Source organism: Pseudomonas sp. P5_A12 (assembly GCF_056400685.1).
Genome location: NZ_JBFUKU010000394.1, coordinates 1 through 3,969, shown reverse-complemented (window position 1 = coordinate 3,969; position 3,969 = coordinate 1). Strand labels below are relative to the sequence as shown.

The 3,969-nt window shown below is 54.8% G+C and carries 5 protein-coding genes; 2 read left to right on the top strand and 3 right to left on the bottom strand.

All coding sequences use genetic code 11. The annotated features are described in order from the left end of the window. On the top strand, positions 1-873 hold an 873-nt coding region (yegS, locus tag AC1DSG_RS28610; protein ID WP_477793876.1), incomplete at its 5' end, for a lipid kinase YegS. Here yegS and AC1DSG_RS28605 read toward each other — a convergent pair. The 3 genes from AC1DSG_RS28605 to AC1DSG_RS28595 all read right to left on the bottom strand — a co-directional run bounded on the left by AC1DSG_RS28605 (position 857) and on the right by AC1DSG_RS28595 (position 3,277). Continuing rightward, positions 857-1,516 carry a response regulator transcription factor gene (locus AC1DSG_RS28605; RefSeq protein ID WP_477793875.1) on the bottom strand — a complete coding sequence of 220 codons (660 nt, stop codon included), beginning with the start codon at positions 1,514-1,516 and terminating at the stop codon, positions 857-859. The two genes, yegS and AC1DSG_RS28605, sit on opposite strands and share 17 nt — an antisense overlap. Beyond that, complete coding sequence (locus AC1DSG_RS28600) at positions 1,513-2,406, bottom strand: sensor histidine kinase (RefSeq protein WP_477793877.1); 894 nt, start codon at positions 2,404-2,406, stop codon at positions 1,513-1,515. The genes AC1DSG_RS28605 and AC1DSG_RS28600 overlap by 4 nt, the downstream gene beginning before the upstream one ends. A gap of 400 nt (positions 2,407-2,806) precedes the next feature. Beyond that, positions 2,807-3,277: a hypothetical protein gene (locus tag AC1DSG_RS28595; protein WP_477793874.1), complete on the bottom strand. Its 471-nt coding sequence runs from the start codon at positions 3,275-3,277 to the stop codon at positions 2,807-2,809. A 464-nt stretch (positions 3,278-3,741) separates the two neighbouring features. Between AC1DSG_RS28595 and AC1DSG_RS28590 the strand changes: the two genes are divergently transcribed. Next, the coding region (locus tag AC1DSG_RS28590) for a chemotaxis protein CheW (protein WP_477793873.1) at positions 3,742-3,969 on the top strand (228 nt) is incomplete at its 3' end.

Genomic DNA, 3,969 nt, shown 5'->3' with positions numbered 1-3,969 from the left:
CTCAACGAGGAGGTCCGCGCGGCCATCGAAGGTAAGCGCAAGCAGGGTTGGGAGCTGGCAGTCCGACTGACCTGGGAGACGGGAGACGCGCAGCGGTGGGTGGAAGAAGCGTTGAGCGCAGGCTATACGCAACTGATTGCCGGTGGCGGTGATGGCACATTGCGCGATATTGCCGAGGCCATAGCCGCGCACCCGAATCAGGCGAGCCTGGTCTTGATGCCATTGGGCACAGCCAACGATTTTGCTCGCGCAGCGGGTGTGCCAATAATACCGGCTCTGGCCCTGGACCTTCTGGATACTGTGCCGCACGCTATCGATCTGGGGGACGTTGGAGGGCAGGTCTTTCTGAATATGGCCACAGGCGGCTTCGGCAGTCAGGTCACGGCCAATACGTCGGAAGATTTGAAAAAAGTCCTCGGCGGTGCAGCGTATCTGTTTACCGGTCTGTCACGTTTCAGCGAGTTGCACGCGGCTTACGGCGAGTTGCAGGGCCCGGACTTTTATTGGCGCGGCGAGCTATTGGCACTTGGCATTGGCAATGGTCGGCAGGCGGGAGGCGGGCATGTGCTATGCCCGGAGGCGCTGATTGACGATGGTCTGTTGGACATCAGCATTTTACCGGCACCGCAGGAAGTGGTCGGAACCTTGAAAAACCTGCTTGCCGATGGTTTTGGCATCGACAACATGTTTGTGCGCGCCCGTTTGCCCTGGGTGGAGATCAAGGTCTCGGAAGGTCTGCACATCAACCTTGATGGCGAACCTCTGGAGGGTGATAGCCTGCGTTTTTCTGCGCGCCCCGCGGCGTTGCGCGTGCATTTGCCGGACAACTCACCGCTGTTGAGTGCGTCGCTGTCAGTTAATCGTCCAGACTGATGATTTGTTCGCGTACGGCAAACAGGACCAGACCGGCCACGTCGAAGATCTGCAGGCGTTTCATTATCTGCGAGCGGTGGGTTTCAACGGTCTTGATGCTAAGGCCCAGGCCATTGGCGATTTCCCGAGTGGATTTTCCACGAACAATCAGTCGCAGGATTTCCAGTTGCCGTGCCGTCAGATTATGTGAATCGGGCGTTCCCGGCTGCTGTTTCTGGTTGCGAATCAACGCCTGATTGATGACTGTGTGGGCGATGGCAGGGCTCAAGTAGCGTTCGTTATTGCGCAAGGCATCCAGAGCATGTTCCAGCTCGGTGGCCGTGGTGTCTTTGAGTAAATAGCCATGAGCGCCGGACTCAAGCGCTTGCATGATGAGTGCGGGATCAGTGTGCATCGACAGGATCAGCACCTTGCTTTGCGGGCGCACCCGCTTGAGTCGCTGCAAGGCCTCAAGGCCACCGGTCTCCTTCATGGAGATATCCAGCACAATAATGTCAGGGGAAAGTGTTTCGACCATTTCGAGTAACTGCGAGCCGTCATTGGCCTCGCCAATGACCGCATAACCCGGAATATCCAGAACCAGTGCGCGCACGCCAGCCCTGATCAGTGAGTGGTCATCCACCAGAAGCAAGTTACAAGTCAATGTAAAACCTTATTCRTACTGGCCCGTTCAAGCGCGCGGGGCGCCCAAGGGAAGAGTGCTTCGATTTGAGTGCCTTTGCCTGGCTCGCTGGTCACGACCAAAGTCCCGCCCATCTGATCGATCCGTTCCTGCATCCCGGCCATCCCGCGCTGTCCTTCTCGACCGGGGTCAGGCGCGGGTGCGAAACCCTGGCCGTCGTCGCTGATTGATAGTGCCAGGCCTTTGGGCATGCGTTGCAGGCGGACCAGCAGATTTTTCGCTTCGGCATGACGCAGAATATTGGTCACTGCTTCCTGGCTGATTCGAAACGCTGCCACCGCCAACTCCTCCGGTATACCGGTCAAGCGTTGGTGGCATTCCAGGCTCCAGTGCATTGATGTATTGGCCAGGTTCTTGAGCAGATGAGCACGCAGACTGGCCTCCAGTCCGAGGCTCGCCAATTGCCTGGGATTAAGGATGGCCGAGACGTCGCGAACCTTGACCAGGGTTTCTTCCAGTGTGTCGCAGAGCACTGAGCACTGGTCTTGCATTTCTTCAGGCATCCGCCGTTTGATCCATTCACTTTGAAGTTTTGCGGCCGTCAGCAACTGGCCAATATYGTCATGCAGTTCTCTACTGAGCCGATGGCGTTCATTTTCCTGAACTTCCAACAGTCGGTCCGCCAGCTCCTGCGGCTCGAATTTTATCGACGTGCTCGAGAGACGATGTTGCACCCAGACGCAGGCCAGCGCCGCGATATTGAGCACCAGCACGCTCAGCGGAAGAGGAACGGACAGACAGTAGACCAGTAGGCTGYCAAGGGCTGAACAGGAGAACAGTAACAACGTGAAACAGCGCGCGTTTTTCTGGGAAGGTAGCGATGGGATGACTGACTTGAGGCTGGCGTACATAGCGGATGGAGCCAATGAATGTTCGCGGCGGGCAGACCGGCCATAGGGCTGACGGGCCTCTGTCTGAAAATCTATAGTGACTCGTCTTGAGCAGAGTACGGTGCAGTGGTGAAACTACAGGCTTTGTCCGACTGCTCTCATTCGATCTCACTTGACCAATAATTGGCGTCAACTAATGGTCGGCATAATACCACTTGAAATACCGTTGGTCGCGTTTGGTATATATGACCATAAAGTAGGAAGGTTGGATGCCAGGTCAAAATGGAAAAACATTACGCAATTGTAATGATTAGTATCGAAGTGTCGTTAACAGATATGAGGCAATTCAATTGCGACATGAGCGCGCTCAGTTATAGAGCGCTGTCATGGCAATAAGACTTGGCACAGCGTAGTTGTCTATTTACGCCTGCCGTTTCGAATAGGAATCGAGCGTAAACGGTTTGGATTTAACCGGAAACTGAAATGGACTGAGTCCGACCTGGAACGCAAAGGCTTCGATCAAGGAAGTCTGCTCAGTGTCATCCAGACTGAGTTGACCGGTGGTTTGATCGATGAGTTCAAGTTGCCAGGCCATCAACGTGAAACACTCTTTCAGCGCCCCCAGTGCTTGATCGTGCAGGTCGATCTGGTTATGGGTGTGGTTCAGCAAACCATGAATATGCAGAGAAAACTCGGACACGGCTTCCAGCGCCAGGGCATCGGCCCGGCTCGCCAATTTGAGCAGACTGCTGAGCATGCAATCGATTGCGTCGTTGTCATTGCTGATCAATTGCAGGTGGCTCAGGCACTCCTCCGATTTGGCCAGTAGGGTTTCTGCCTCGACAAGAAACTCCGGTAAACGCTGAGCCCACTGTTGGGGTTTGTTCGGCATGCTTACCTCCACAACGTCATGTCAAATGAGGGGATGTCACGTATGTCGACGAGGACGTCCAACGTCCCGACGCTGTCATGCCTGCGTGAGATCGCGCTCCAGCAGGACTGAGCCCAGGCTGGGAAGATTGAAAGGGTGGAAGACCACTTTCCTGCGATCACACACAAAAGCCTGACTCCGTTCATGCAATGAGAATGGCGTCACATTAATGGCTATTGGATATTGCGAATATCAGGTTGGGCCTGACTGTAACTAGGGGAATCCCTTAGACAGGGGAACATTATGTGCGCACTGTGGTCGCGCTGCAGGGGGAGTGAAGCAGATGAATCGGGGCTTGCAGTAAACCATGATGCTAATGTGGCATCAATGCTCGGGAGTAGCATTTTGTCACAAGGTCAAGATCTGGCAATTACTGCCGATAACTCCCTTTAATGAATTCACCAGAACAAGCCCAGGAGTTATTGATGGCCGGCATTCTCGATACTGTAGACCAACGCACGCAACTGGTAGGTGAGAATCGCCTGGAAATTCTCATGTTTCGCCTGGCCGGCCGACAATTGTTTGCGATCAACGTCTTTAAAGTGCAGGAAGTGCTGCAACTGCCCAAGCTGACACTGATGCCGCAGCGCCATCCGTTCGTCTGTGGCGTGGTCAACCTGCGTGGCCAGACGTTGCCTGTGATTGACCTGTCC